The organism is Sphingomonas guangdongensis (genome assembly GCF_900199185.1).
Lineage (GTDB): Bacteria > Pseudomonadota > Alphaproteobacteria > Sphingomonadales > Sphingomonadaceae > Sphingomonas > Sphingomonas guangdongensis.
The window spans coordinates 733353-756941 of record NZ_OBMI01000001.1 but is presented as its reverse complement, the minus strand read 5'-3'; the positions used below and the strand labels follow the sequence as shown (position 1 = coordinate 756941).

At 69.5% G+C, this 23589-nt stretch carries 20 protein-coding genes; 9 read left to right on the top strand and 11 right to left on the bottom strand.

Translation table 11 applies throughout. The features are described from left to right. Positions 1-20: 20 nt before the first annotated feature. The 5 genes from CRO12_RS03525 to hflK form a co-directional block, all read right to left on the bottom strand. Complete coding sequence (locus CRO12_RS03525; RefSeq protein ID WP_218838852.1) at positions 21-680, bottom strand: MOSC domain-containing protein; 660 nt, start codon at positions 678-680, stop codon at positions 21-23. Next, positions 677-2341 (bottom strand): helicase HerA-like domain-containing protein, encoded by a 1665-nt coding sequence (locus tag CRO12_RS03520; protein ID WP_097062594.1) that lies wholly within the window; start codon positions 2339-2341, stop codon positions 677-679. Before CRO12_RS03520 ends, CRO12_RS03525 begins: the two co-directional genes overlap by 4 nt. Positions 2342-2394: 53 nt before the next feature. Continuing rightward, positions 2395-3948 carry a Do family serine endopeptidase gene (locus CRO12_RS03515; RefSeq protein ID WP_097062593.1) on the bottom strand — a complete coding sequence of 518 codons (1554 nt, stop codon included), beginning with the start codon at positions 3946-3948 and terminating at the stop codon, positions 2395-2397. Positions 3949-4038: 90 nt separating this feature from the next. Beyond that, on the bottom strand, positions 4039-4908 hold the full coding sequence (hflC, locus tag CRO12_RS03510; protein ID WP_097062592.1) for a protease modulator HflC: 870 nt from the start codon (positions 4906-4908) through the stop codon (positions 4039-4041). After that, positions 4905-6014 (bottom strand): protease modulator HflK, encoded by a 1110-nt coding sequence (gene hflK, locus CRO12_RS03505; RefSeq protein WP_097062591.1) that lies wholly within the window; start codon positions 6012-6014, stop codon positions 4905-4907. Before hflK ends, hflC begins: the two co-directional genes overlap by 4 nt. Before the next feature lie 70 nt (positions 6015-6084). Between hflK and CRO12_RS03500 the strand changes: the two genes are divergently transcribed. The 4 genes from CRO12_RS03500 (at position 6085) to CRO12_RS03485 (ending at position 9477) form a co-directional block, all read left to right on the top strand. Continuing rightward, a complete protein-coding gene (locus tag CRO12_RS03500) occupies positions 6085-7017 on the top strand; it encodes an Mrp/NBP35 family ATP-binding protein (protein WP_097062590.1) in 933 nt (310 codons plus the stop codon). A gap of 1 nt (position 7018) precedes the next feature. Then, complete coding sequence (locus CRO12_RS03495) at positions 7019-7453, top strand: CoA-binding protein (protein WP_097062589.1); 435 nt, start codon at positions 7019-7021, stop codon at positions 7451-7453. 87 nt (positions 7454-7540) lie between these two features. Beyond that, entirely contained in the window at positions 7541-7882 is a 342-nt protein-coding gene (locus CRO12_RS17655) for a hypothetical protein (RefSeq protein ID WP_144033513.1), read from the top strand. 2 nt (positions 7883-7884) lie between these two features. Further along, a complete protein-coding gene (locus CRO12_RS03485; RefSeq protein WP_097062587.1) occupies positions 7885-9477 on the top strand; it encodes a methyl-accepting chemotaxis protein in 1593 nt (530 codons plus the stop codon). Here CRO12_RS03485 and CRO12_RS03480 read toward each other — a convergent pair. Next, positions 9474-10283 (bottom strand): 2,3,4,5-tetrahydropyridine-2,6-dicarboxylate N-succinyltransferase, encoded by an 810-nt coding sequence (locus CRO12_RS03480; RefSeq protein WP_097062586.1) that lies wholly within the window; start codon positions 10281-10283, stop codon positions 9474-9476. The genes CRO12_RS03485 and CRO12_RS03480 overlap by 4 nt on opposite strands. Further along, on the bottom strand, positions 10280-10942 hold the full coding sequence (locus CRO12_RS03475; RefSeq protein WP_097062585.1) for a pyrimidine 5'-nucleotidase: 663 nt from the start codon (positions 10940-10942) through the stop codon (positions 10280-10282). Before CRO12_RS03475 ends, CRO12_RS03480 begins: the two co-directional genes overlap by 4 nt. A gap of 169 nt (positions 10943-11111) precedes the next feature. On the opposite strand from CRO12_RS03475, the gene CRO12_RS03470 reads away from it, so the two are divergent. Next, on the top strand, positions 11112-13073 hold the full coding sequence (locus CRO12_RS03470) for an OPT family oligopeptide transporter (RefSeq protein WP_097062584.1): 1962 nt from the start codon (positions 11112-11114) through the stop codon (positions 13071-13073). Here the strand turns inward: CRO12_RS03470 and CRO12_RS03465 are convergent. The 3 genes from CRO12_RS03465 to queF all read right to left on the bottom strand — a co-directional run bounded on the left by CRO12_RS03465 (position 13048) and on the right by queF (position 17206). After that, on the bottom strand, positions 13048-14328 hold the full coding sequence (locus CRO12_RS03465) for a glycoside hydrolase family 130 protein (RefSeq protein WP_097062583.1): 1281 nt from the start codon (positions 14326-14328) through the stop codon (positions 13048-13050). The two genes, CRO12_RS03470 and CRO12_RS03465, sit on opposite strands and share 26 nt — an antisense overlap. Before the next feature lie 48 nt (positions 14329-14376). Next, complete coding sequence (locus CRO12_RS03460) at positions 14377-16683, bottom strand: glycosyltransferase family 4 protein (protein ID WP_097062582.1); 2307 nt, start codon at positions 16681-16683, stop codon at positions 14377-14379. Positions 16684-16759: 76 nt separating this feature from the next. Next, entirely contained in the window at positions 16760-17206 is a 447-nt protein-coding gene (gene queF, locus CRO12_RS03455) for a preQ(1) synthase (RefSeq protein ID WP_097062581.1), read from the bottom strand. 64 nt (positions 17207-17270) lie between these two features. Between queF and CRO12_RS03450 the strand changes: the two genes are divergently transcribed. Genes CRO12_RS03450 through CRO12_RS03435 form a run of 4 tightly spaced genes read left to right on the top strand, consistent with a single transcriptional unit; the run spans position 17271 to position 21962 of the window. Then, positions 17271-18761, top strand: coding sequence for a S10 family peptidase (locus CRO12_RS03450; RefSeq protein ID WP_097062580.1), 1491 nt, complete (start codon positions 17271-17273; stop codon positions 18759-18761). Continuing rightward, positions 18761-19576, top strand: a complete 816-nt coding sequence (locus CRO12_RS03445) for a sulfurtransferase (RefSeq protein ID WP_097062579.1) — start codon at positions 18761-18763, stop codon at positions 19574-19576. Before CRO12_RS03450 ends, CRO12_RS03445 begins: the two co-directional genes overlap by 1 nt. Then, positions 19573-20751 (top strand): cystathionine beta-lyase, encoded by a 1179-nt coding sequence (gene metC / locus CRO12_RS03440; RefSeq protein WP_097062578.1) that lies wholly within the window; start codon positions 19573-19575, stop codon positions 20749-20751. The genes CRO12_RS03445 and metC overlap by 4 nt, the downstream gene beginning before the upstream one ends. 44 nt (positions 20752-20795) lie before the next feature. After that, complete coding sequence (locus tag CRO12_RS03435; protein WP_097062577.1) at positions 20796-21962, top strand: GNAT family N-acetyltransferase; 1167 nt, start codon at positions 20796-20798, stop codon at positions 21960-21962. Here CRO12_RS03435 and CRO12_RS03430 read toward each other — a convergent pair. Beyond that, complete coding sequence (locus CRO12_RS03430; RefSeq protein WP_097062576.1) at positions 21919-23565, bottom strand: hypothetical protein; 1647 nt, start codon at positions 23563-23565, stop codon at positions 21919-21921. The genes CRO12_RS03435 and CRO12_RS03430 overlap by 44 nt on opposite strands. Between the last annotated feature and the right edge of the window lie 24 nt (positions 23566-23589).

The window sequence follows — 23589 nt, the reverse complement described above, 5'->3', positions numbered from 1 at the left end:
GCTCCTTCGTTACGGGTAGCCTACCCCAGCGGCCGCGAGGACCCAAGCACGCGCTCACGCGCGGCGTTGCGGCGGAGGCGCTCGGCGACGCCTTCCGCTGCGGCCAGCGTGTCGAGCTCGTCGGGACGCGCACCCCCACGGTTGATGATCTCGACCAGTCGCGGGAATGGGAAGGTGCCGTGCTCCTTGATCGTCACCGGGTCGCCTGCCGCAACAATACCCGGCCGCAGCACGCGGTAGTACCAGCCCGACCAGCCGCTCCGTACCATGTGCCTGCCCGCACGCGGTTCGCCGAGCTTGAGCGCGAGCTTGAAGCACGGCTGGCGCGGCTGGCAGACCTGGAGCAGTGCGGTGCCGACCGCGTGGACGTCGCCGACGCAAAGGTCGTCCTCGACCAGCCCGGTGATCGCCAGGTTCTCGCCCAGCGCGCCGGGAACCAGCGCATCGGCGAGCGCCGGGAACTGCGCCTGCCACCCGGCGTAGCGATCGGCCGGGTAGCCATAGACCGCCTTGTCCGGCCCGCCGTGGACGGACAGGTCCGCTTGCGCATCGCCGGCGAGTCCGAGCAGATCGACCGTGACCGACCCCGCGACCGGCGACTTCACGAACGCGCTCGGCACCTTTTCCGGCCCGAGCGCCGCGACGCCGCCGACATAGACGGCGAGCAGCCGCGCGCTCACCCGCGGAAAAGCCCGCCGAGCACGCCCCGCACCAGCCCGCCGAGCAACCCGCCGCTCGCGCGTCCCCGCCCGCGCCCCGAACCGAGCACCGCTTTGGTCACTTCGTTCGCGAGCGCGCGGCCGACGGTCGAGCTCGCCGAGCGGGTCGCGGAGGTCACCGCCTTGTTCCAAGGCGAGTTCGCCGCCTCTCGCGCCGCGTCACGTTCCGCCTTCTCGCGCAGCCGTGCCTCGCGGTCGGCCGCCTTCTGCGCGGCCAGCTCCGCGCGTGCCGCTTCCTTCGCCGCTGCGGCATCGGTCTTGGCCTGGAGCGCGGCCGCCTTCTCCGCTGCCGCCTGCGCCTCGGTCGCGGCGGCGGCGGCGGCTGCCTCGCTCGCTTTGGCCGACAGCAGCTCGGCCGCACTCTCGCGGTCGATCGCCTCGTCGTACTTGGCCCCGATCGCGTCCGTGCCGATCAGCACCGCGCGCTCCTGTGGGCTAACGGGACCGACGCGCGAGGCGGGCGGGCGGATCAGCGTGCGCTCGACCGGGGACGGCGCGCCGTCCGGCTGGAGCAGCGAGACGAGCGCCTCGCCGACCTTCAGCTCGGTAATGGCGGTCGCCACATCGACGCCGGGGTTGGCACGGAACGTCTCGGCCGCGGCGCGCACCGCCGCCTGGTCGCGGGGCGTGAAGGCGTTGAGCTTGTGCTGGATGCGATTGTTCAGCTGGCCTGCGACCTTGTCCGGGATGTCGATCGGATTCTGGGTGATGAAGTAGACGCCGACGCCCTTCGACCGGATCAGCCGCACAACCTGCTCGATCTTGTCGGTGAGCGCCGCCGGAGCATCGTCGAACAGCAGGTGCGCCTCGTCGAAGAAGAAGCACAGTACTGGTTTGTCCGAATCGCCGATCTCCGGGAGCGTCTCGAACAGCTCGGACAGCAGCCACAGCAGGAAGGTGGCGTAGAGCTTGGGCGACGCCATCAGCTTGGTCGCGTCGAGGATGTTGACGACGCCGTGCCCAGCATCGTCGGTCGCGATCAGGTCATGGATGTCGAGCGCGGGTTCGCCGAAGAAATGCTCACCGCCCTGTGACCGTAGCGAGAGCAGCGCGCGCTGGATCGCGCCCACCGACTGCTTGCTGACGTTGCCATAGCTGGTGGTCAGTTCCTCGGCACGCGCAGCGCACTCGGCGAGCATCGCGCCCAGATCGTCGAGGTCGAGCAGCAGCAGCCCGTCCTCGTCAGCGACGTGAAAGGCGATGTTGAGCACGCCCTCCTGCACCTCGTTCAGCCCGAGCAGCCGGGCGAGCAGCAGCGGGCCCATCTCGCTGACGGTGGTACGGACCGGGTGCCCGCCCTCGCCGAACAGGTCCCAGAACTGGACCGGCGTTCCCGCATAGGACCAGTCGGCCATGCCGATCTCGGCCGCGCGCGCCGCAAAGATGGCGTGGGGCTTGGCGGTGGGAGAGCCGGGCAGGGCGAGGCCGGACAGGTCGCCCTTCACGTCGGCGACGAAGCAGGGCACGCCGGCGGCGGACAGCCCCTCGATGATGCCCTGCAGCGTGACGGTCTTGCCGGTACCGGTCGCGCCGGCGATCAGACCGTGACGGTTGGCGCGGCGGAGCACCAGCTCCTGCCGCGATCCGCTCGCACTCGAACCGATGACTATCGCTTCGGTCATCCGCTATCCCTTCCCGTGATCGAGCTCGGGATAGCGGATGCCGAAACGTCTAACTAGCGCAGGCGGACGGCCACGTAGCCGCCGACACCGCGCGAGCGGGTGAAGTAGAGCGCCACCGAGTCGCGGCCGGCCGCCTTGGCCGCCGCTGCCGCCTGGTTCAGCGCCGCGGCGGACGTCACCGCAGTGCCGTTGACCGAGACGATCACGTCACCGCGGCGAAGGCCCTTGGCCGCCGCATCGCTCGACGGATCGGCCGAGACGATGACCACGCCGCGGGTCGCCGGATCGACGCCCAGGTTGCGTGCGATCTGCGGGGTGAGCGGCGTCACCTGGATGCCGAGCGGATTGCTGGCGGGCGCCGTCTGATTGCCGTCACCCTGCGGCAGGTCACCATCGTCGTCGCCCTCGCTGAACTGCGCCAGCTGGTCCTCCGGCGGGCGCGTACCGACGGTCGCCGTCAAGTTGATCCGGCGCCCGTCACGGATGACCTCCAACGGAACGCGCGTCCCCGGCGCCTGGTTCGCGACCAGGTAGCTGAGCGTCTGGTCCGGCGTGACTTCCTTGCCAGCGACGGAAACGACAACGTCACCCTGCCGGAGACCGGCCTTCTCGGCCGCCTGACCCGGCTCGACGCGACTGATGATCTCGCCGCGGTTAAGCGCCAGGCCCAGCGCTCCGGCTAGGTCGGACGTGACCGGCTGAATGCCGACGCCGAGATAGCCGCGCTGGACCGAGCGCCCCTTGAGCAGCGTGTCGATGACCGGCTTGGCCTCCTCCGCCGGAATCGCGAAACCGATGCCGACGTTGCCGCCAGTCGGCGAGAAGATCTGCGAATTGATGCCGATCACGTTGCCGTTCAGGTCGAACATCGGCCCGCCCGAGTTGCCCTGGTTGATCGACGCGTCCGTCTGGATGAAGCGGTCGCGCGCGCCGCCCTGCGGCACGCGGTGGACCGCCGAGACGATACCGGCGGTCACGGTCGAGCCGAGCCCGAACGGATTGCCGATCGCGACGACCCAGTCGCCGACGCGCGTCGCGGTCGAATCGCCGAAGCGGACGAACGGCAGGTTGGCGCCGTCGATCTTGAGCAGCGCGAGGTCGGACGCCGGATCGCGACCGATCAGCCGCGCCTTGAACTCGCGGCGGTCGGGCAGCGTCACCGTGATCGACTCAACAACCGCCGAATTGGTCGGACGGCTGCCGGGCGTCTGCCCGCCGCCGGCGGAGACGACGTGATTGTTCGTCACGACATAGCCGTCGGCGGAGATCAGGAAGCCCGACCCGAGCGACTGCGCCTGCCGCGTAACGGGCGCGCCGCCACCGCCCTGGCCGCCGAACCCGAACAGCTCGCCGAACGGCGTGCCCTGGAACGGGTTGGCCTGCTGGTTGACCGTAACCCGCTGCGTCGTGGAAATGTTAACCACTGCCGGCTGGAGCTTGGCGACCATGTCCGCGAAGCTCATCGGTGCGCCGGGGCGCGGCGCGGCGGCGGCGATGGTGCCGGGTTCGTTCTGGGCGGTCTGCGCGCCGGCCGGCGGCTGGATCGCGATGGACGCGGCGGTGCCGCCGAGGAGCAGGGCTGCGGTAAGGGCGTAGGCGTAACGCACGTTTCTGTTGTTCCTCTCAGCTCTGATTAGTCGAGCGACCCGGTCTCATGGCGTCGACTGGCTGAACGCCGACTGAAGCCGAAGGGTGCTTCAGTCGCGTCCAGCCCCACTGAATTCACGTAGGTAGCCGTTGCGCGGGCTCAAGATGATCGACGTACCCCCGCGACCATCCTCCGCGCTGCCGTCCGCCCCGAAGGTGTAGCGGTACGACTGCATCGCGCGATAGAAATCGTAGAAGTCGGCGTCCTTGCCGAAGCTGTCGGCATAGATCTTCGATGCCTGTGCGTCCGAATCGGCGCGGACGATCTGCGCGTTGCGCTGGCCCTGCGCGCGGATCGTCAGCGCCTGCTGCTGCCGCGCGGTCCGCATCCGGTTGAGCGCGCTCTCCAGCGGGGTACCGTCCGGCAGGTCGGCGTGCTTGATGCGCACGTCGACGATCTGCACGCCGTACTGGCTGGCGAGCCGCTGGAGCCGGTTCTGGATATTGTCCATTACTGCGCCGCGTTCGGGGCTGAGCAGCACCGCGAAGTCGCGCTTGCCGAGTTCCGCCCGCAGCGATGAGGAGAACAGCGGCCGAAGCGCGGAGATGACGCCGTCCTCCGTCCGCGCGGTGATCACCATCTTCAGCGGATCGACCACCCGGAACCGCGCGAACGCGTCGACCTGCAAGCGGAGCTGGTCGGTCGAGAGCACCTGCTGGTCCTCCAGGTCCACGCTCAGCACGCGCTTGTCGACCCACACGATCTTGTCGACGAAGGGGATGCGCGCGATCAGCCCGGCGCCGGTGCGGCCGAACTGCTGGCCGTCGGCCCAGCCGTTGATCGGGCGGCCGACCGGCTGCTCGAAGCGCAGGACCACCGCCTGGCGGGTCTCCGGCACGATGGTGAAGGTGCTGGCGAGCACAATCAGCAGCGCCAGCAGCGCGATGCCGAGCACCATGGGGTTGCGAAGCGAGATCATCGGTTCGCCTCCCCCTGGACGGCGGGTGCGGGCGTGGTCGGCTCCGGCAGGCTCTTCCGCGCCTCGGGGAGCGGCAGGTACGGGGTCACGCCCGGCGCCTCGACGATCGTCTTGTTCGACTTGGCCAGCACCTGCTCCATCGTCTCGTAGTACATTCGGCGGCGGGTCACTTCCGGCGCCAGGCGATACTGCTCGTACATCTTGTCGAACTGCGCGGCCTCGCCCTGCGCGCGGGCGATCACCTGCTGTGCATAGGCACGGGCGTTGTTGAGATCGGCCTGCGCCTGCTGCTGCGCGGCGGACACCGCCTTGAAGTCGTCGTTGACCTGCGCGGGCGGATCGGCCTTGCTGATCGCGACGCCCTGAATGCGGACGCCCGCATCGTAATCGTCGAGCAGTTGCTGGATACGCTCCTGCACCCGCGCCTCGATCAACGTGCGCCCGGCGCCGAGCGCCTGGTCGAGCGTCACCGACGAGACGACCTCGCGCATCGCGCTCTCCGCGGTTGCGCGCACCGTCTCCTCCGGATCGCGGATCTGGAAGACGTAATCCTGCAGATTGTCGATGTTCCAGCGGACGGAGTAGGCCAAGTCGATGACGTTCTGGTCACCGGTCAGCATCAGGTTCTCGCCATTCCCCTCGGGAAACGTCTCGGACCGGATGTTCTGTACGTCCTCCGTCTGCACCGAATTAAACGGCGCGGGCAGCGTCATTCGGATACCCGGCTCCAGCGTGCCGGCGTACCGGCCGAAGAAGGTCACGACGCCGCGCTCCTGCGGGCTGATGGAGTGAAAGCTCGTGAAGACGATCCAGATCGCGACGAGCAGCGCGATGCCGATCGCCCACAGCCGCCCGCCCGAGGCGCCGCCGAACGGCGAGCCGCCGCCCCCACCGCCACTGCGCGCCCGGCGCAGCAGCTCGTCCAGCGTGCTGGTGGCACCGTGCTTGGGACGGCGGCCTTCCGGCGGAAACGCCCAGGGGTTGCGAGCGCCATCGCCCGCCGGCTTGCCCGCGTCGTCACCGTTGCCGCTCTTGCCCCCCCACGGGCTCTTCGGCGGTTCGTTGAACAGCGCGCCCGCTGCGCGCCACCCGTCTGAAAGTCTCATGCAGTCTTTTATAAGTGTCTTACCGGGGAAAAACAGTGGCGAGGTACGCGCGGGGCCCTAAATCGCGCCGATGATCCCCGATCTTCCCCCCGGCGCGACGGCGCGCGTCGCCAACGGCCGCGCCAGCATCATCCTGGACGTGACCGGGCTTGCCCCGCACGAGGCCGACCTGCGCGAGGCGGCGGCGCGCGCCGCGGCGGCGGCGTTCGGGATCGCGGAGGTGCGGGTCGCACGGACGACGGCGCGGACCGGCCGGCGCCTTATCGCGGTGGCGAGCGGGAAGGGCGGTGTAGGGAAGTCGACGGTCTCGGCCAACCTGGCAGTGTCGCTGGCGCGCGGCGGGCGGCGAACCGGCGTGGTCGACGCCGACATCGCCGGCCCGTCGCAGCCGACGCTGTTCGGCGTGGCCGAGGCGCGTCCGGACGCGCGCGACAACCGCATGGTGCCGGTGGCGACGGCCGCCGGGGTATCGATCACGTCCGTCGGGATGCTGGTGCCGCCGGGCAAGGCGGTCGCGTGGCGCGGGCCGATGCTCGGCAATGCGCTCGGCCAGCTGCTCGATGCGCACTGGGGCGACACCGACACGCTGATCCTGGACCTGCCGCCAGGGACGGGGGACGTCCAGCTCACCATGATCCAGAAGCACCGGCCCGCGGGCGCGGTCATCGTGTCGACGCCGCAGGATTTAGCGCTGATCGATGCGCGCCGCGCGATCGACCTGTTCGCGCAGGCCGAAGTGCCGATCATCGGGCTGGTCGAGAACATGGCCGGCTACGCCTGCCCGCACTGCGGCGGCGTTTCCGACCCGTTCGGAGCGGGCGGAGCAGAGGAGGCGGCGGCCGGGCTCGGCATTCCCTTTCTCGGCCGCATCCCGCTGTCCATCGCGATCCGGAAGGCATCGGACGCGGGCACGCCCCCGGCGGCGGGGAACGGCCCCGACGGGGCTGCGTTCGATGCGGTAGCGGCACGAGTAGAGGACTGGCTCGCGCGCGCAGGAGGATAGCATGCCGCTCACCCGCGACGAGGACATCAGGGCGCTGCTTGAGAGCGCCCGCACGATCGCGGTTGTCGGCGCGTCCGACCGGCCGGACCGGCCATCGTGGGGCGTGATGCGGTTTCTGCAGGATCACGGCTACCGCACGATTCCAGTCAATCCCCAGATCACCGGCGAGCACATCCACGGCGAGTTCGTGTTCCGTGACCTCGCGCAGCTGGGCGATCCGATCGACATCGTCGACATCTTCCGCCGTCCGCAGGCAGCGGGCGAGGCGGTCGATGAGGCGATCGCGATCGGTGCCAAGGCGGTGTGGATGCAGATCGGCGTCGTCAACCACGAGGCGGCGGCGCGCGCCGAGGCGGCCGGGCTGCAGGTTGTGATGGATCGCTGTCCCGCGATCGACATTCCGCGCCTCGGAGTGCCGCCGATCCGCCGCGATTAGCGCCGGATCGGAACGGTAGCGCGCCGATCCGCTCGCATCGGCGGCAGCGTTACCGGCATCTTTACCGTTCGCGCGCAAGGGGGTGGCATGACAATGCCTGTCCTACCGGTTGCTGAAGCGGTGTGCCGACCCACGGCACGCTACCGCCTGCTCGCGGGACAGCTCGTCGCGGCGGTTGTCGGCGTGGCGGCGCTCCTCCTGTCACCACCTGTTACCGGAGCAATGCTGCTCATTCCGGTCGCTGGCGGCAACGAGGGCGACATGATCAGGTTCGCCTTCCTGCATGACGCCCAACTGATCGGGCGCGGACCGGTGGCGGGTTCTGTCATGGTTCGCGGCACGCGCGCGCGGCTGCTGCCTGCGGCGCTCGCCGCCGGGCTGCTGGTGATCGCGGGTGGCGGCGGCTGCGGCGCGGGAGGCTTGCGCTGACGATGGCGTTCGCCCGACCATCCTTCCCATCCTGGTCGTCGGCACCCCGCCCGACCGGAGCCGTCGATCGCCTGCGTGTCCGCGGCTTGGAACTGCTGGCCGCACTCGGCTGGCTGTGCCTCGTCATGATTCTGGTCGCTGGTGCCGTGCTGGAGCAGGGCGACGGCTTCGCGCTGCTCGCGGTCGGTGGCGCGATCCTCGCCGGGCCGACGTGGGTGGCGGCGCGCGGACGCTATGACGCGGAGGCGCGGCTGATCGCGGCGCCGCTGGTCGCGTTCATGCCGGCGCTGCTCGTCTTCGTCCTGCGCGGCCATCCGTGGCAGATGGACGCGCACATGTATTTCTTTGTCGCGCTCGCGTCGCTGACAATGCTGTGCGACTGGCGGCCGATTGCGCTCGCCTCCGGCCTGATCGCGGTGCACCACCTGTTACTCGAGTGGTCGGCGCCGAGCTGGGTCTTTGCCGATACCGGAAATCTCGGGCGCGTGCTGTTCCACGCTGGCGCCGTGGTGCTGCAATGCGCGATCCTGTCGTTCGTCGCCAACAAGCTGCTGCTGCTGATCGAGCGCCAGGACGCCGCCGTCGCGGAGACGGAGCGGCTGCTGCGCCAGGCGGAGGTCGAACAGGTCCGGGCCGCCACCGCGCTGACCGCGGCGGAGGCGTCGGACCGGGCTGCCGCCAGCGAGCGTGTGCAACGCGAGCGTGTGGAACTGCGCAGCGCCGCCGAGCGCCGGGCGGAGCTGATCACGCTCGCCAGCCAGTTCGAGGGATCGGTGCTCAGGATCGTCCGCTCCGTCGATGCCGCGATCGGCGCGCTGGCCGGGTCGGCTGGGTCGCTCGACCAGGTCGCGCGGGCGGCGGGGCAGGAGGCGCAGGACGTCGCCCGCAACGCTGACCGCGCGAGCGTGGAGATCCACCAGGTCGCGTCCGCGCTCCAGTCGCTCGGCCGGTCGGCGACGACGATCGGCACCGCCGCCGAGCAGCAGCGCATGGTGACCGGCGATGCACAGGCGCACGGGCGGCGCAGCGCCGACACGATCGCGCGGCTGGCGGATGAGGCGGATCAGATTGAGGCGTTCGTCGCCGACATCCGCAAGATCGCGGCGACAACCAACCTGCTCGCGCTAAACGCCACGATCGAGGCGGCTCGCGCGGGCGATGCCGGCCGCGGTTTCGCGGTGGTCGCCTCCGAGGTGAAGGCGCTGGCCGCGAGTTCCGAGCGCGCGAGCGACCAGATCGCGGTGCTGCTGGAATCGATCCGGGCGGGCATGGAGCGCTCGCGCGACCAGATTGGCGAGGTTTCGACCGCCATTGCGGAGGTCGCCGAGGCCGCCGACGCGGTCGCGACCGCCGTGTCCGAGCAGCGGACGGATGCGCGCGGGGTGGAGGCGAGCGCCACTCGCGCGGCCGACAGCGCGCAGGCGATCGAGCTCCGGATCGGCCATGTCGCTTCCGCCGCGGTTGCCGCGGCGACGCTGGCTGGGGAGGTGCGCTCGAGCATCGCCGCGCTGGGCGATGATGCCCGCGATCTGTCGGCCGCGACCGAGCGCTTCGTTTCCTTCCTGCGCGACACGGATGCCGCGCCGGCGGGCTAATCGCGCAGCAATTCGTTGATCCCGGTCTTGGAGCGGGTCTGCGCATCCACCGTCTTCACGATCACCGCGCAGTAGAGCTGCGGACCGTCAGGGTTCGCCGCCGACGGGGCGGTACCGGGCACCACCACGGCATAGGGCGGCACGTCGCCGCGGTATTCGCGGCCGCTCGCCCGGTCGATGATCCGGGTCGAGGCGCCGAGGTACACGCCCATCGACAGCACCGCGCCCTCGCCGACGCGCACGCCCTCCGCCACCTCCGACCGCGCACCGATGAAGGCGCCGTCGCCGATGATCACCGGATCGGCCTGGAGCGGCTCCAGCACCCCGCCGATCCCGGCGCCGCCCGACAGGTGGACATTGCGCCCGATCTGCGCGCAGCTCCCGACGGTCGCCCAGGTGTCGACCATCGTGCCCTCACCGACATAGGCGCCGATGTTGACGAAGCTCGGCATCAGGATCGCGCCGCGTCCGATAAAGGCGCCGCGCCGCACCACGCTGCCCGGCACCGCGCGGAAACCCGCGTCGTGAAAGCGCCCCTCGTCCCAGCCGGCGGTCTTCAGAGGCACCTTGTCGAAGGCGCCCGCCATCGCGGCATTGTCGTTGAGGCGAAAGGAGAGCAGCACCGCCTTCTTCAGCCACTGGTTGACCCGCCACCCGTCGCCGTCCGGTTCCGCCACCCGCGCCTCGCCCCGGTCGAGCAGGTCGAGTGCGGTGTCGACCGCGTCGCGCACCGCGCCGGTGGTCGCGGGGGAGAGGCTCGCGCGATCCTCCCACGCGGCCTCGATGGTCTGCGGCAGGTCGGTCACGCGTTCTCTCCCAAAAGGTCATGGAGCCAGCCGGTCAGGTCGCCGGTCCGATAGTCGATGAAGTCGTCGCGCTCGGGCGCCGGACCGCCGTTGTGTATCCACAGCGTCGTCATGCCGATCGCCTTGGCGGGCGCCAGGTTGCGCGCCATGTCGTCGGCGAAGAAGGCGGTCGTCGGATCGATCGCATAGGCCTCGCACAGGCTCCGGTACGCCGATGCGGCGGGTTTCGGGATCAGCGCCATCGCGTGAATGTCGTGCACCGCCTCGAAGCTTGCGCCCAATCCGAGCCGGTCCAGCACCCGCGTCGCATAGGGCAGGTCGCCGTTGGTGAAGACGAGCTTGCGCCCCGGCAGCCGCGCGATCAGGCCGCTCAGCGGTGCGTTCTCCTCCAGCACGTCCATCTCGACGTCGTGGACGTGCGCCAGGAACTCGTGCGGATCGACGTCGTGCTCGGCCATGAGCCCGGCAAGCGTCGCGCCGTGCGAGTTGAAGTAGCCTTCGCGCAGCTCGGCCGCCGCGGCCCCGTCCAGGTCGAGCAGCCGTGCTATATAGTCGGTCATCCGCTGTTCGACGGGCGCGAACAGGTTGGCGCTGGCAGGGTAGAGCGTGTTGTCCATGTCAAAGATCCAGGACCGGATGTGGGCAAGCTCGGCGCGCATCGCGCTGCGGTTAGGGGCGGGGCGGAGGCGTGGCAATTCCTTCCTTCGTCACGCCGGTCGTGAGCCGGAGTTCGTGGCCGTGTCACTGCTCATAGCGAAGCAAGACGTCGGATCAGGTCCGGGGTGACGGTGGTTTGCGCACTTGGCATCTCCGTGCCACTCACCGGCGATGATCGACACCAATCCCGCCCGCAGGCCGCGCGAACTCACCTTGCGCGGCGTCGTGCTCGGCGCGATCATCACCGTGCTGTTCACCGCCGCCAACGTCTATCTGGGGCTGAAGGTCGGGTTGACCTTCGCGACGTCGATCCCCGCTGCGGTCATCTCCATGGCGGTGCTGCGGCTGTTCCGCACCGGCACGATCCTCGAGAACAACATCGTTCAGACGATCGCGAGCGCGGCGGGTACGCTGGCGGCGATCATCTTCGTGCTGCCCGCTCTGGTGCTGGTCGGGTGGTGGTCGGGATTTCCGTATTGGACGACGGCGTTCGTCTGCGCGGTTGGCGGAATCCTGGGCGTCATGTTCTCCGTCCCCCTGCGTCGCGCACTGGTCACCGGCTCCGACCTGCCCTTTCCGGAAGGCGTGGCGGCGGCCGAAGTGCTCAAGGTCGGCGCCGAATCGCGCGAGGGCGGGGAGGAGAGTGCCCGCGGGCTCCGCGCGCTGCTGCTCGGCAGTCTGTTGTCGGCCGGCTTCGCGCTGCTCGTTCAGCTGCGGCTGGTGGCGGGCGAGGCGGCGCGCAATTTCAAGCTGTCCGCCGGGTCGGCGACGGGCGTGTCGACCAGCTTCTCGCTGGCGCTGATCGGGGTCGGGCACCTGGTCGGCCTGTCGGTCGGCGTGGCCATGCTGGTCGGACTGCTGATCAGCTGGGGCGTGCTGGTGCCGGTCCTGACCAGCTACCAGGCAGCGATCGATCCGATCGACACGGTCGTCGGCGCGGTCTTCCGCTCGGATGTGCGCTTCATCGGTGCCGGAACGATCGGGATCGCCGCATTGTGGACCCTGCTCAAGATCCTCGGCCCCATCATCGCAGGCATTCGCGGCGCGCTTGTCGCGTCGCGGGCGCGGCGCGGGGGTGAGCTGCTCGCGTTGACGGAGCGCGACCTGCCGATCGGCGTCGTTGCCGGGACCATCATCTGCTCGGCCCTGCCGATCGCGTGGCTGTTGTGGGACTTTGCCCGCGTTGGGCCGGTTGCCGCGCACCCCGCGCTCGTGATCGGGGGCACGCTGCTCTACATCTTCGTGGTCGGAGTCGTGATCGCGTCGGTGTGCGGCTACATGGCCGGGCTGATCGGCGCGTCCAACTCGCCGGTGTCGGGGGTGGGCATCCTCGCCGTGCTCGGCGCCGCGCTGCTGCTCGCGGCTGTCTTCGGCCACGGCGGCGATCCGGCCCGCGTCCAGGCGCTGGTCGCCTATGCGCTGTTCACCACCGCCATCGTCTTCTCGGTCGCGACCATCTCCAACGACAATCTCCAGGACCTGAAGACCGGACAGCTGGTCGGCGCGACGCCGTGGCGGCAGCAGCTCGCGTTGATCCTCGGAGTGATCTTCGGCAGCCTGGCGATCCCGCCGGTGCTCGACCTGCTCAACACCGCGTTCGGGTTCCAGGGCACGGCGAACGCCGGCGTCAACGCACTCGCCGCGCCGCAGGCGTCGCTGATTGCCGCACTGGCGCAGGGCGTGCTCGGTGGCGACATCGACTGGGGCCTGATCGGGATCGGTGCGGCGATCGGCGCAGGCGTGATCGCGATCGACGAGCTGCTCGGCCGGGTCGGGCACGTCCGCCTGCCGCCGCTCGGGGTCGGCATGGGCATCTACCTGCCAATGAGCCTGACGCTGCTGATCCCGGTTGGCGCGCTGATCGGCTGGTGGTATGAGCGCCGCGCCAGCCGCAGCGCCAACCCCGCCTTCGCGACGCGGCTGGGGGTGCTCGCCGCGACCGGGCTGATCGTGGGCGAGAGCCTGTTCGGCGTCGTCTTCGCCGGGATCGTCGCGGGAACCGGAAGCGACGCGCCGCTCGCGCTCGCTTCGCTCGGCGAAGCGGTGACGGTCCCGCTCGCCATTGCAGTCTTCGCCGGAGCGATCGCGTGGCTCTACGCCGCCACGCTCACATCAGGTCGAGCAGCTTCCTGATTTCGACAAACGCAAAGCCGATCGAGCTGTCGGCGATGCCGTAGGGAATGAACAGCCGGTCGCCGATCCGCGTCGCACCGCAAGTGTAAACGACGTTGGGCACATAGCCTTCGCGATCCTGGTCGGCGGCGGCCAGGATCGGCTCCTTGGTGCGGCCGATCACCTTGGTTGGATCGTCAAGGTCGAGCAGCGCGGCGCCGATCGAATACTTCCGCATCGCGCCCACGCCGTGGGTCAGCAGAATCCAACCCTCGTCCGTTTCGATCGGCGGGCCGCAATTGCCCATCTGGACCAGCTCCCACGGATAGTGCGGCCGCAGCAGCAGGTCGCCCTCGTCCCAGTTCTCCAGCGTGTCCGACGATATGATGAAAACGTTCTCACCGTCCTGGCGGCCGATCATCATGTACTTCCCACCGACCTTGCGCGGGAACAGCGCCATGCCCTTGTTGCGGCTGGCGCTGCCGGTCATCGGCACGAGATCAAAGGCGCGGAAATCCTTGGTCCGCATCAGTTCCGACTGGATCGCCGAGCCGTTATAGGCGGTGTAGGTACCGATCCACTCCTTGACTCCGTCGTCGTGGGTGAACTCGACCAGCCGCAGGTCCTCCAGTCCCTTGGACTGCTGGTCGGTGACTGGGAAGATCACGGTCCCCGACAGCGTCGAGTCGCGGTGGCGATAAACGGTGACCGGGCCGACCGGCAGCTCGTCGTCGCCTCCAACCGCATCCGCGGCGGTCGCGAACGGCGGTTCGGGGGCGAGCGTCAGCTCGTTGTCGTCGGTGATGATTCCTTCACGAAAGGCAACGGAACTGATGTGCCCCTCGCCCACCGCGCGCATCGACATGACGATCCGCTGCGCGCCCGGCGGCATGCCCGACTGATCGTGGTGGGGGACGACGCTGGGGTTCATCAGCGCGGCGGCGGCGTAGCTGTACTCGTGGCAGAAATAGGCGCCGATCAGCTGGCGCTTCTCGTCGCCGATCTTGCTGCCGTCGAGCCCGAGCTGCTGTTCGATCTCGTCGTAGCGGGTCATGAACACGCGCCGGGTCTGCCAGTGCCGCGCCTCGAAGTCCTTGAGGACGACCTCCAGCTGCGTGCGCGCCTGACCCGGACTCATCGCCAGCACCTCGCGGACCAGCCGCTCGGTCCGGCTGGGGCCCATGCGCGGGCCCGCCCAAGCGATGTGGAACGGGCGGACGACGACACGGGACGGGTCGGCGTGCAGCCGCAGCGCGTGGGTGAACAGGTCGAGCATGCGTTCCCCCCGGAACGGTGTAGCGGTTAGGTCAGGTGCGCAGCCCGCTCAGGCGGCGACCGCGCCGCCCTGCCCTGCCACGGCTCCGCTACGCTTTCCAAGAGCTGAAATCGCGACGGAAGCCAATTGTAACGCGAGGATCGATTCCGCACCCTGGTTGCGGTTAAGCCCGGCGGGGTTCAAGCCGTCGAAGCATCCGCCATCACCGAAGCTGGCGAGCGGAAGGTCCAGGTCGTTCGCGCCCAGGTACCAGCGGTAGGCGCGGTTCGCTCCCTCCACCCAGCGCGTGTCACCGGTCGCCTGGTAAGCGGCAGCACAGGCGTCGATCGTCGCCTGCGCTTCCAGCGGCTGCTGGTCGAACGGCAGCGGCTCGGCATATTCGCGCCCGAAGCTGTCGGTACCGACCGCGCGAAAGCGGCCGTCCGGACTAGTCTGGCGTGCCTCGATCCACTCCAGCGTCTCGAGCCCGGTCGCCACGAAGTCGTCGCGGCCGAGTGCGAGGCCGGATCGGATCAGCGCCTCCGGCAGGCGCGCGTTGTCGTAGGCCAGCACGATCTCGAACCAGCTCCACTCCGGGCGGCGGGCGGTGTCGAGCAGCACCAGCAACTCGTTGCCGAACCGCTCAAGCAGCTCGCGCGACAGCCGGTGGGTCGGCTGCACCTCCAGCATCGCCGCCGCGCCGAGCATGGCAAAGGCGTGGGCGCGCGGCGAGCCGAGCTTGAAGGCGAGCGCGGCGGTGTCGTCGAACAGGCGCGCGGCCCAGTCGCGATGCTTCTGCACCCGTGCGTCGCGGGCCGTCACACCCAGCGCCCAGAGCGCGCGACCGTTCGAGTCCTCGGAACCGGTTTCCTCGCACCAGCTACGGTCGAAGTTCATGAAGTTCCGAAACCGTCGCTTGTCCGGGTTCCAGGCATGCTGGACGAACGACGCGTAGATGCTCGTCCACTTGTCGCGAGTCGCATCGTCGATGTCGTCGATTGCGCAGAGCAGGATCAGCGCGCGGGCATTGTCGTCGATGCAGTAGCCGTGGCGGCGGTCGGGCACCGAGAAGATCGAGTGCTGGAGCATACCGGTCGAGTCGCTCATCCGTTCCACCGCCGACAGGTCCGGCTTGAGGTTGGAGAGCATGCCCCCCGTATTCAATCGTCGCGGCTGCGCCGTCACCATCACCTCGACCTCGCTCATCGCCTTCTCCGCCAGTCGGGGCCAGATCATCGTGCGACCGCGTGCATAGGCGCGCTCGGACAGTCTCAGGCGGTTGCGCTCGTTTCCGAGCAGGGCATTGATCTCGCGCCCGAACGCCGCGCTGTCGCCGAAGTCGACGAGCACGCCGTGCCCATCCGCCAGGATTTCGGTCGCGTGCACATAGGGGGTGGAGACCACCGCCTTGCCCACTCCGACCGCGTAGGAGAGCGTCCCGCTCGTGATCTGAGCGGGGTTGCTGTACGGCGTCGCGTAGATGTCGGCCGCCTGCAGATAGTCGAGCAGGTCGTCATGCTCGACGAAGCCGTCAATGAAGCGGATGTTGCCCGCAACGCCGAGGTCGGCCGCAAGGGTCGCGAGCCGCTCGCGGTACGCTTCGCCTTCGTGTGCGACGAGGTTCGGGTGAGTCGCGCCGAGTACCACGTAGAGTGCGCATGGGTGCTGTGCGGCAATCGCGGGCATTGCCTCGATCATCGTCTCGATCCCCTTGTTGGGGGCGAGCAGGCCGAAGGTCAGGATGACGTCGCGGCCGCTCCAGCCAAACGCGTGCTTGAGCGTGTTGGCGTTGACGAACGGGCGATCGGGCACACCGTGCGGGATCATCACGATCGAGCGCGGGCTCGCGCCGTAGACCCGGGTCAGGATCTCGCGCCCGCGGTCCGCCATCACGATCACGCGCGCGGCGCGGTGGAGCAGCGCGTCCATCACCCGGCGCTCCTCGGCGCTAGGCTTCTCCAGGATAGTGTGCAGCGTGACGATGACCGGAATGGTCAGCCGGTCAAGTAGGGCGAGCAGGTAGTCGCCGGCCGAGCCGCCATAGATGCCGTACTCGTGCTGGACCCACAGCGCCTGGGCGCCGCTTGCCTCGATCGCCTTCGCGGTCTCGAGATAGGCGCTCCGGTCGTCCTGCGGGATCGCGCCCGTGACGGCGGCGGGGTAGGCGTAGCGGCCGGGATGGTCGTCCATCGCATAGACGTCGACCTTGAGGTCGGGGAACCGGTTCCGCAGGGCGTCGTAAGTGTCGGTGGTGTAGGTCGCGAGGCCACACTGTCGCGGCAGATAATTCCCAAGCAAGGCAATATGACCGACCCGGGAACTTCCGCTCACCTCGACAACCCTCCGTTCGCGACTGCAGCGAGGGATGGTACACATCCGCTCACCGACACGCCCAACGTACGAGGATCAAGATGGTTGCACTTATATTGCAGCGCAACAAGAGAGGTGATGGTCAGCCGCGTCCGCGATAGGAGGCAACGCCCTGATCGGGCACCCACACGTCGGCCGGCGGCGGGCCCGACTGCCAGAACACGTCGATCGGGATGCCGCCGCGCGGATACCAGTAGCCGCCGATCCGCAGCCAGTGCGGCTGCATCTCCGCCGTCAGCCGCTCGCCGATTCCGACGGTACAGTCCTCGTGAAAGGCGGCGTGGTTCCGGAACGCGCCCAGGAACAGTTTCAGCGACTTTGATTCGACGATGGTGGCGGCCGGCACATAGTCGATCACCAGATGCGCGAAGTCGGGCTGGCCGGTGACCGGGCACAGCGAGGTGAACTCGGGCACCGCGAAGCGAACGAGATAGCGTGTGCCGGAACGCGGGTTCGGAACATAGTCGAGCACGGCCTCTTCCGGGGAGGCGGGCAGGCTGCTCGCCTGGCCAAGGTGGAGCGGGGTCATGCGCCGGCCTCTAGCCCGACCGGCTGCCGATTGCACGCGTGCGGCCGTTCGCTAGGGTAGCGCCATGCGCCAACTGCTCCTCGCCCTCGCTCTGTTCGCGACCCCCGCCCTCGCGCAGGAACCACCCGGCCGCCCCTCTCCGTCCAAGGCGGACGAGGTGCCGCCGCCGACCGTCTCGGTGACGCGGCACACCGGCACCTTTGGTGGTCAAACGATCCGCTACACCGCGACGGCGGGCGAAACCTACCTGAAGGCCGACGACGGCACCCCGCGCGCCGCGATCTTTTCCGTCGCCTATGTGAAGGAAGGCGCCGACCCGCGGCGGCCGGTCACCTTCCTGTTCAACGGCGGGCCCGGCTCCGGCTCCGTCTGGCTCCACATGGGTGCGTTCGGGCCCAAGCGGGTGGCGATCCCGTCGGACGCGCGCGACGACGGCGGCCCGCCCTATCCGATCCTCGACAATCCCGATTCGCTGCTCGACGTCACCGACCTCGTCTTCATCGATCCGGTCGGGACCGGCTACAGCCACGCCCTCGGCAAGACCGATCCCAAGGATTATTGGGGCGTCACCGCCGACGCGCGCTCGGTCGCGCAGTTCATCCGGCTGTGGCTGAACGCCAACGGTCGCTGGAATGCGCCCAAGTATCTGGGCGGGGAGAGCTATGGCACGACGCGCTCGGCGGCGGTGCTGAACCAGCTCGAGGGGTTGTACAACGACGTCTCGCTGAACGGCGTCATCCTGCTGTCCACCGTGCTCGATTTCGCGGCTGGCGCGGACACGCCGGGCAACGAACTGACCTTTGTTCTCAACCTGCCCTCGATGGCAGCGACCGCGCTTTACCACGGCAAGGCGACGCATCCCGGCGGCGTCCAGGCGTTCGTCGCGGAGGCGCGGGCGTGGGCGACCGGGCCTTATGCCGCCGCGCTGCTGAAGGGCAACGCGCTCGGTGCGGAGGAGCGCGCGACCGTGCGCCGCGATCTCGCCCGCTACACCGGGCTTGGCGAAACCTATCTGGAGCAGGCCGACCTTAGGGTAACGCCCGCGCGCTTCTACAAGGAGCTGCTGCGCGACCGCGGCCTCACGATCGGGCGGCTCGACAGCCGCTACACCGGCCGCGACTTCGACAATGCGGGCGAGACGCCGGACAACGATCCGAGCTTCTACGGGATCGACGGGGGCTACACCGCCGCGATCAACGCCTACACGCGCGGCGACCTGAAGTTCGCGACCGACCGCAGCTACGTGACGATCGGATCGGTTCAGCCATGGGACTGGCGGATCGGCGGTGGGCGCGACAACGACGTCTACCTGAACGTCGCGCCCTACATCGGCAAGGCGCTGCGCGAGAACAGCGGTCTTCGCATCTTCGTCGGCCAGGGCTGGTACGACTTCGCCACCCCCTTCTTCGCGGCCGAGTACGCGCTGTCGCGCACCGGCTACGACAAGCGCCGCATCCAGTTTGCCTATTATGACGCGGGACACATGATGTACGTCCGTGACGAGGACCGCGCGAAGCTCTCGCGCGACCTGCGCGCCTTCATCGGGCAGCGGTGATGGAGCCGCTCGTATCCGCCGACTGGCTCCGCGCGCACCTGCACGACGTCGTGGTGCTGGACGCCACCTGGTTTCTTCCCGAGCACGACCGCGACGCCGCTGCCGAGTACCGCGCCCGACACATTCCGGGTGCGCTGTTCCTCGATCTCCCGACGCTGAACGGCGCAGACGGTAATTTGGGGGACGGGTCGAGCTTCGGGCAGCGGCTGGGTGCGCTCGGCGTTTCCGACCGCGACCGCATCGTCGTGTACGACGACTCGCCGCTCCATTCGGCCGCACGCGCGTGGTGGGCGCTAGACACGATGGGGGCGCGAACGGTGGCGGTGCTCGACGGCGGGCTTGCCGCCTGGCAGGCGAGCGGCGGCGCGCTGGAGAGCGGCGTCGTCACTCGTGCGCCCGCGCAGTTCCGGGTGCTGGGCGATGCCGCGCTCGTCATGCATCTCGCCGACATGAAGGCCGCGGTCGCGCACCGGGAGCAGATCGTCGACGCCCGCTCGCCCGCGCGGTTCCGCGGCGAGGAGCCGGAGACCCGCCCCGGTGTCGCGTCCGGCCACATGCCCGGCGCGCTCAACCTCCACTACGCGCGGCTGTTCGACGCGGACGGTCGCTACAAGTCGCCGGCCGACCTTGCCGCCGCCTTCGAGGCCGCCGGGGTGGAGATCGATCACCAGATCATCGCCACCTGCGGGTCCGGCGTGACCGCGGCCTCCGTCGTGCTCGCGATGCGGCTGCTGGGGCAGGAGGCGAGCCTCTACGACGGCAGCTGGGCGGAGTGGGGCAGCGACCCGACCCTGCCCAAAGAGCTCGGTGCGTGAGCGGCGACGGCACCCGCGTCGTCCGTGCCGGTCGCCGCGCCGAGTGGACGCAGGGGATCGTCAACCCGCCGGTCTGGCGCGCGTCGACCATCCTCTACGATTCCGTGGCGGACCTGCGCGCGAACGGCGGACGCGACACCCACCACCGGCTGTTCTACGGTCGGCGGGGGACGCCCACCCAGTGGAGCCTGGCCGATGCCCTGACCGAGCTGGAGCCCGGCGCGGAGGCGACCTTCCTCTACCCGAGCGGGGTCGCGGCGATCGCGGCGGCGCTGCTGAGCGTCCTGTCGCCGGGCGACGAGCTGCTGCTGGTCGACAGCGCGTACGACCCGACCCGCAACCTCGCCAACGGCCTCCTCAAGCGGATGGGGATCGCCACCCGCTTCTACGATCCGCTGATCGGTGAGGAGATCGCCGAGCTGATCGGCCCGTCGACGCGCGCGATCTTTCTGGAAAGCCCGGGCAGCCTGACCTTCGAGGTGCAGGATATTCCCGCGATTGTCGCGGTGGCGAAGGAGCGGGGGATTGTCACGCTGCTCGACAACACCTGGGCGACGCCGCTCCGCTTGCCGGCGCTGGCGCTCGGCATCGACCTGTCGATCCTCGCCGGCACCAAATATGTCGGCGGTCACTCGGACGTCATGCTGGGGTCGGTCACCGCCACGCCCGCGCGCTGGCCCGCGCTGCGCGACACCAGCTACCAGCTCGGCCAGACGGTCTCGCCCGACGACGCCTTCCTCGGCAGCCGCGGCCTGCGGACCATGGCGCTTCGGCTCGACCGCCACGCCGAGAGTGCGCTCGCGGTCGCGCGCTGGCTCGCCGACCGGCCGGAGGTCGCCCGCGTGCTCCACCCGGCGCTGCCCGACTGTCCGGGCAGCTCCATCTTCCATCGCGACTTCCGCGGCGGCGCCGGGCTGTTCGCGTTCGAGCTGGCGGGCGGCGGGGAAGGGGCACGCGCGGCGCTGATCGACGCGCTCGCGCTGTTCGGAATCGGCTACAGCTGGGGCGGGTTCGAGAGCCTGGCGATCCCTGTCGATCCGGCGCGGTTGCGTACTGCGGTCCCCTGGCAGGGTCAGGGGCCGCTCGTCCGGCTGAGCATCGGGCTGGAGGATGCGGCCGACCTGATCGCCGACCTGGAACAGGGTCTTGCCGCCTGGCGTACGGCAACGGGGTGACCGGCGGCTTGGACACGCGCGGGCGCTCGCCTAGATAGGCGGGTGTGAGCTCCCCCACGGTCACCGCCCGCATCGCCAACGGCGTTGCCGCCGTTCCCCCGGCCGACTGGGACGCGTGCGCCGGTGACGGCAACCCGTTCACCAGCCACGCCTTCCTGTCGATCCTGGAGGAGTCGGGCTCGGCCACCGCGCGCGCGGGGTGGCAGCCGGTGCCGGTCATCGTCGACGGCGCCGACGGCCGGCCGGCGGCGGTCGCACCCGCCTATGCCAAGAGCCACAGCCAGGGCGAATATGTCTTCGACCACGCCTGGGCGGACGCGTGGGAGCGGGCGGGCGGGCGCTACTACCCGAAGCTGCAGGTAGCGATCCCCTTCTCGCCCGTTCCGGGCGAGCGGCTCCTGCTGCGCGATGCGGCCGCCGCGCCTGCGCTGATCGCCGCGATCGAAGCGGTGACCGAGCAGCACGACCTCTCCTCCGCCCACGCGACCTTCGTGACCGCGGAGCAAGTGCCGCTGTTCGAGGCGGCGGGCTGGCTGATTCGGCAAGGCACGCAGTTCCACTGGACGAACGACGGCTACGCGACCTTCGACGACTTCCTGGGCGCGCTGGCCAGCCGCAAGCGCAAGGCGATCCGGCGCGAGCGCGAGCGCGCCGTAGAGGGGCTGACGATCCGCCACCTGACCGGGGCCGACCTGACCGAAGCGGTCTGGGACGTCTTCTGGCGCTTCTACCAAGACACCGGCAGCCGCAAATGGGGGCGGCCTTACCTCACCCGCCGCTTCTTCTCGCTGCTCGGCGAGCGGATGGGATCGCGCGTGCTGCTGATCTTGGCCGAGCGCGACGGCGTGCCGATCGCGGGTGCGCTCAACCTGCTCGGCGCCGACACGCTCTACGGCCGCTACTGGGGCTGCACGGAGGACGTGCCGTTCCTCCACTTCGAGCTTTGTTATTACCAGGCGATCGACGCGGCGATCGCGCGCGGGCTCGCCCGGGTGGAGGCTGGCGCGCAGGGCGAGCACAAGCTTGCGCGCGGCTATGTGCCGGTGCCGACCTGGTCGGCGCACTACATCCCCGATCCGGGCTTCCGGCGCGCGATCGCCGACTTCCTGGTACGCGAGCGGCGGGCAGTGGAAGAGGAGCAGTCGTTCCTGGGCGAGCTCGCGCCCTTCAGGAAAGGCGGCGACGCCGCGCCTGCAGGCGACGCAGCATGATCTCGCGATACGGGCCGAGATCCTCGGGTGACAGCTGCGCGGCCGGGACGTCGTGCTCGACCTTGAACAGCGCGCTGCCCCCGCTGCGCCAGACCGGCGTGAGCCCTCGCTCCAGCCGCGGATCATAGGGCGGCGGGCTGATCAGCCAGACATAGTCGAAGGCGCCCCGCGGAAAGCGGACCAGCGAGATCGCGATCGGCCGCCACCACTCGGTCGGGCACTGGGTGCTTGTCGTGATCTGCGACGGATCATGCGCGAACGGTCGCGCGGCGCGGTAGCGCACGGTCAGCATCTGCGCGCCCTGCATCGACCACTGGTCGTTGGTGTAGGCGAGCCGCCGGGCGAGGGCGATCCCCGGCAGGTGCTGCAGCCGGGTCATGGTCCACTCGTTGTAGCAGGTCTCCCCCACGAAGCTGACCAGCCGCGCCCCGATCGGCAGCCGGTCGAGCGCGGCGAGCTCGCGATCGTACGACTGGTCGTACCGCCAGAAGCTGACGGTGGTGCCCGCGGTCCGAACCAGGAAGAACACGAGCCCCGCCGCTGCGAGCACCGCCGCACCGCGGATCGAGAGGCCGGGGCGCGGCCGGATCGCGATGATCGCGATCCCCATCATGTAGGGTGCAAGCCGCATGTCGGCGTAGGCCGAGCCGAACACGATCCGCGGCAGCAGCACGAACACCGCGCACAGGAACAGTGCCGATAGCCCCAGATTGCGTGAGTACTGGATGTTGGGGTCGCGCAGCCCCTTGAACAGGATCAGCAGCAGCACGCCGACGGAGGCGATGTCGAACGTCTCCCAACGGTCGCGCAGCACCATGGTCAGCCAGTTGATCTTGGCCCGCCAGTTGAACCAGTCGGTGGTCACCCCGCCGACGTGACCGCTGCGCCACATGATCATGAGCAGCGCCGGTGGTGCGAGCGGCAGGCAGTGGACGCCCGCCAGCAGCCACGGCACCAGCCAGCGCTCGACAAAGCCGGTCCGGTCGCGGCGCAGGTCGTGCTGGCGGATCAGTTCGGCCGAGAAGGCGAGCACGCCGAGCGCGCCCCAGCCATAGGTGTGGCAGAGCCACAGCAGCGCGCCGAGCGGCAGAAACAGGATCGCGCGCAGGCGCAGCTTGCCGAGCCGCGCGAGCCGCAGCCACAGCGCGAAGGCGTTGAGCGCGAGCGCCATCGACAGGGCGAAGTTCACGAACCCGAACTGGAACGGGTAGGAATAGGCGAGCGGCAGCGCGAACAGCGCCGGCGCGGGGATACGGCCGTGCACCTCCCGCGCTATCCACAGGAAACCGACCGCGGTGAGCGTCGGGATGCTCAGCACGATCAGCTTGACGGCGAGCTCCAGCCCGAACACCGGCGCCAGCGGCACGATCAGCAGGTCGACGCCCAGGTTGCCGATCAGCTGCCAGTCGAAATTGTACCAGTCGGCGAACCAGACGATCTCGCCGTGCGACAGCTGGACGCGGTAGCGCGCCATGTGCCCGGGAAGATCGACCAGCGGCGCGATGTCGGGTTTCAGCAGCGGGATCGCCGTGATCACCGCCACCGCGAGCACGAACAGGCGTGTTTGCCACCAGCGGAGCGGCTCGGCAGGAACCCCGGTCATCAGCGGGTCTTTACCGCAGTGGTG

Bases quoted from the DNA above. Each gene is read 5' to 3' on its own strand.
- CRO12_RS03520 (WP_097062594.1), bottom strand. From the start codon at position 2,341: ATGACCGAAGCGATAGTCATCGGTTCGAGTGCGAGCGGATCGCGGCAG.
- hflC (WP_097062592.1), bottom strand. From the start codon at position 4,908: ATGATCTCGCTTCGCAACCCCATGGTGCTCGGCATCGCGCTGCTGGCG.
- hflK (WP_097062591.1), bottom strand. From the start codon at position 6,014: ATGAGACTTTCAGACGGGTGGCGCGCAGCGGGCGCGCTGTTCAACGAA.
- CRO12_RS03500 (WP_097062590.1), top strand. From the start codon at position 6,085: ATGATCCCCGATCTTCCCCCCGGCGCGACGGCGCGCGTCGCCAACGGC.
- CRO12_RS03495 (WP_097062589.1), top strand. From the start codon at position 7,019: ATGCCGCTCACCCGCGACGAGGACATCAGGGCGCTGCTTGAGAGCGCC.
- CRO12_RS17655 (WP_144033513.1), top strand. From the start codon at position 7,541: ATGACAATGCCTGTCCTACCGGTTGCTGAAGCGGTGTGCCGACCCACG.
- CRO12_RS03485 (WP_097062587.1), top strand. From the start codon at position 7,885: ATGGCGTTCGCCCGACCATCCTTCCCATCCTGGTCGTCGGCACCCCGC.
- CRO12_RS03475 (WP_097062585.1), bottom strand. From the start codon at position 10,942: ATGCGCGCCGAGCTTGCCCACATCCGGTCCTGGATCTTTGACATGGAC.
- CRO12_RS03470 (WP_097062584.1), top strand. From the start codon at position 11,112: ATGATCGACACCAATCCCGCCCGCAGGCCGCGCGAACTCACCTTGCGC.
- CRO12_RS03465 (WP_097062583.1), bottom strand. From the start codon at position 14,328: ATGCTCGACCTGTTCACCCACGCGCTGCGGCTGCACGCCGACCCGTCC.
- CRO12_RS03460 (WP_097062582.1), bottom strand. From the start codon at position 16,683: ATGTGTACCATCCCTCGCTGCAGTCGCGAACGGAGGGTTGTCGAGGTG.
- queF (WP_097062581.1), bottom strand. From the start codon at position 17,206: ATGACCCCGCTCCACCTTGGCCAGGCGAGCAGCCTGCCCGCCTCCCCG.
- CRO12_RS03450 (WP_097062580.1), top strand. From the start codon at position 17,271: ATGCGCCAACTGCTCCTCGCCCTCGCTCTGTTCGCGACCCCCGCCCTC.
- CRO12_RS03445 (WP_097062579.1), top strand. From the start codon at position 18,761: ATGGAGCCGCTCGTATCCGCCGACTGGCTCCGCGCGCACCTGCACGAC.
- CRO12_RS03430 (WP_097062576.1), bottom strand. From the start codon at position 23,565: ATGACCGGGGTTCCTGCCGAGCCGCTCCGCTGGTGGCAAACACGCCTG.